At 41.6% G+C, this 3,116-nt stretch carries 3 protein-coding genes; all 3 read left to right on the top strand.

Annotated features, from left to right (window positions below):
• Nucleotides 1-376: 376 nt before the first annotated feature.
• The 3 genes from CXF72_RS00265 (at nucleotide 377) to CXF72_RS00255 (ending at nucleotide 3,009) form a co-directional block, all read left to right on the top strand.
• Nucleotides 377-1,672: a sulfite oxidase gene (locus CXF72_RS00265; protein ID WP_101036046.1), complete on the top strand. Its 1,296-nt coding sequence runs from the start codon at nucleotides 377-379 to the stop codon at nucleotides 1,670-1,672.
• Nucleotides 1,673-1,744: 72 nt separating this feature from the next.
• Nucleotides 1,745-2,443: a c-type cytochrome gene (locus CXF72_RS00260; RefSeq protein WP_101036045.1), complete on the top strand. Its 699-nt coding sequence runs from the start codon at nucleotides 1,745-1,747 to the stop codon at nucleotides 2,441-2,443.
• A gap of 134 nt (nucleotides 2,444-2,577) precedes the next feature.
• Nucleotides 2,578-3,009, top strand: a complete 432-nt coding sequence (locus CXF72_RS00255; protein WP_101036044.1) for a universal stress protein — start codon at nucleotides 2,578-2,580, stop codon at nucleotides 3,007-3,009.
• Nucleotides 3,010-3,116: the final 107 nt, after the last annotated feature.

Below are 3,116 nucleotides of genomic sequence, written 5' to 3'. Positions count from 1 at the left end.
AACACTCCTTCCTTTGACCAATACTAAAATAAAAATACCAATCCAAAAAACTAATAATATAACCTTGTCGATCCTTCCAAACGTAATACCAATTTCATAAATTAATCATCCATTTCGATCCAGTCTCTTAAGCTGAGTGTTTTCACTCTCTCCACATCACTGATAAAGCTATTCTATTCATTTACTAGATCTTTCATAATTTTCAATTCATGAACGGACTCTTGACTAATTAAAAGAATATACCAGATCGGATCATAAATTTAATTCTTTTGGTATAACTAGGCTCTGGCGTTTTCTATTAGATAAAAAAAAGATAATGGTCTAAAGTTAAATTTACTTATTTATAAGGTTTTATCATGACATTCTGGAGCATACAATGGACGATAATTCAAAACTTCCGGATCAAGATTTCACCCTAGCGGAACAATCAGAAGATACGACTTCGATAGAACAGCCCAATGAGCGACGACGTTTTTTACAAGGTGCAAGCCTAGCTACTATAACGGCCTTGCTTGGTGTGTCGGCTATTCCCTTTCACAAAAACATGGCCGAAGGGTTAGTACCGATAGCACTTGCGGATGATATTGAAGGCAATGCAGCTCTGGATAAAGATGGTCTTACGATCCACAATGATCGTCCAGTGAACGCAGAGCCAGCCGCACATTTGTTGGATGACCGTATTACCCCGCAAAGTCGCCACTTTATTCGCAATAATGGCAACCCGCCCACCTCTATGGATGTTGATACTTGGAGCCTCACTGTTGATGGATTAGTTGATAATCGGATGACGCTTTCAATAAAAGATCTTAAGAGTAAGTTTGAAGTTGTAACCAAGCAGCTCGTTATTGAATGTGGGGGTAATGGCCGCGCATTTTTTACCCCTCCAGCTTCAGGTAACCAGTGGGGTTACGGTGCGGTTGCTTGCTCTGAATGGACAGGGGTTCGCTTAGTTGATGTGCTTAAAGAAGCCGGTATTAAAGACAATGTCATTTATACCGCTCATGAAGGCGCAGATACTCATCTATCAGGTAAGGCTGGTAAGCTTGCCATCTCTCGCGGCGTTCCAATTAAAAAAGCAATGGATCCAAATATTCTTATCGCTTTTGAACAAAATGGAAAACCGATCCACCCGATGAATGGCGCGCCACTTCGCTTGGTTGTTCCTGGTTGGCCGGGTAGTTGTTCTCAGAAATGGCTGACCCGAATTTATTTACGCGACATTGTTCACGATGGCCCTAAAATGACCGGCACCGCTTATCGAATTCCTAATCGTCCAGTAGCCCCAGGTGAGAAAGTGGATACAAAAGATTTTGTCATCATTGAAGCTATGCCCATAAAATCACTCATTACTTACCCTGCAACCGGGCAAACGGTTAATGACAAAAAACTAAGTATTCGCGGTCATGCATGGGCTGGAGATCGAAAAGTTAAAGAAGTACATGTCTCCCATGATTTTGGTGCTACATGGCAAAAAGCTAAACTAGAAGAGCCAGCAAATGATGGTGCATGGCAACATTGGAGTGCAGAGCTCTCGTTTCCTCTATCGGGCTATTATGAAGTTTGGGCGCGTGCCACTGACAGCGAAGGCATTACACAACCTTTCGCTATAAGCTGGAATCCAAAGGGCTATCTGAATAATACTTTTCACCGTATTTCACTGGTTGTAGCATAGGAAACCTTCATTTAAACACTACTCATATGGGCAGTGTTTAAATCACCTCAACAAACAAGGTGACTCTCGACAATGAAAGCAATCAAACTCCGTCTGGCCCTAATCTGCCTATTATGTCTATTTCCTTCTATTCATTATGCCAATGAATTAAATGATTTATTGGTGACTGCAGATATTGAAAGAGGAAGTAAAGTATCCATTAGCTGCCAAGCTTGTCACTCTATCGGCAAAGGTGAACCGGCAAAGATAGGGCCTAATCTCTTTGGTGTTTTGGGGCGAGAAATAGCGTCGAAAAAGGATTATAACTATAGTGCTGCTTTCACTGAGCAAAAGGGGAGTTGGGATATTGAGAAGCTCGATCAGTTTATACAAAATCCATCACAAATAATTCCCGGAACAGCAATGACCTTTCCTGGTATAAAAAGTAAAGCTGACCGGGTGGCTGTTATAGCCTGGTTACGATTACAGTCCGACAATCCAATCGCATTACCGCCCAGCTCTTTTAAAGGAGAAACCGCACCTATAGTTTTAACTGAAGAAGAGGATCCTGAATTAGCGTTACTGCCTAAGGGCAAGGGCCGAGAGGAAGTCTTTTATACTTGCTCTGTGTGTCATTCTATTAAATTGGTTGTACAACAAGGCTTGGATCGTTATAGATGGGAGAAAACCTTAGAATGGATGGTGGAGGAACAGGAGATGGATAGACTTGACGAAGAACATCAACAGCTTGTCTTAGACTATCTCTCTGAATATTTTGGTGTTGATCGTTAATAATCAGGAGGGACAGATCTTGCTCGAATGGCCTGACCCTCGGTTTTTCTCGGCTTTGGTAAATGATAGCGAGTGTGTTTGGGGTAAGGTATTCAATGTGATTGCAAATGCACACTTTGCATTGAGGAGGATAAATGCGCACAGGTAATATTTTATGGCCTACCGACTTTTCTCATACTGCGTCACATGCTTTAAGATATGCTATTGAACTGGCAAACTTATATCAAGTTGGTATTCGTATCTTACACGTTGTGGAGCAGCCTTTTGGTAATGAGAATTACATGATTCTTTCGGTTACACCGGAAGAGTTGGCAAAAAGCATGGAAGAAGCTGCAGCGAGCCAAATGCATGAGTTATTGGGGCTGCTCAATACAAAATTAAAGATTGAAACCGTTATTCGACGTGGTGATGTCATTACTGAAATTTTGGCAGAGGCCAATAGCGGCGACATTGGGATGGTGGTTATCGCCAGCCATGGCAGATCAGGAATCTCTCATTTTTTGAATGAAAATGTTGCTGAAGCGATTACCAATAAAGCTGAATGTCCTGTGTTAGTGGTTAAATAACAGCGGCTATTGAAATGTGTTTTTTGTCGTTTATTGGTCGCTTTATCAGCTTAGAAGCTGAATTAAAAATGTAAAAAGAAAGACCCTCGCTTCACTTCAAGTAGGGC

It is taken from the genome of Psychromonas sp. MB-3u-54, assembly GCF_002836415.1.
Lineage (GTDB): Bacteria > Pseudomonadota > Gammaproteobacteria > Enterobacterales > Psychromonadaceae > Psychromonas.
Note: the sequence above shows the minus strand (reverse complement) of the source record. Positions and strands in the feature narration are given on the sequence as shown.

Coding starts and splice junctions, on each gene's coding strand:
- CXF72_RS00265 (WP_101036046.1), top strand. CDS start 377: ATGGACGATAATTCAAAACTTCCGGATCAAGATTTCACCCTAGCGGAA.
- CXF72_RS00260 (WP_101036045.1), top strand. CDS start 1,745: ATGAAAGCAATCAAACTCCGTCTGGCCCTAATCTGCCTATTATGTCTA.
- CXF72_RS00255 (WP_101036044.1), top strand. CDS start 2,578: ATGCGCACAGGTAATATTTTATGGCCTACCGACTTTTCTCATACTGCG.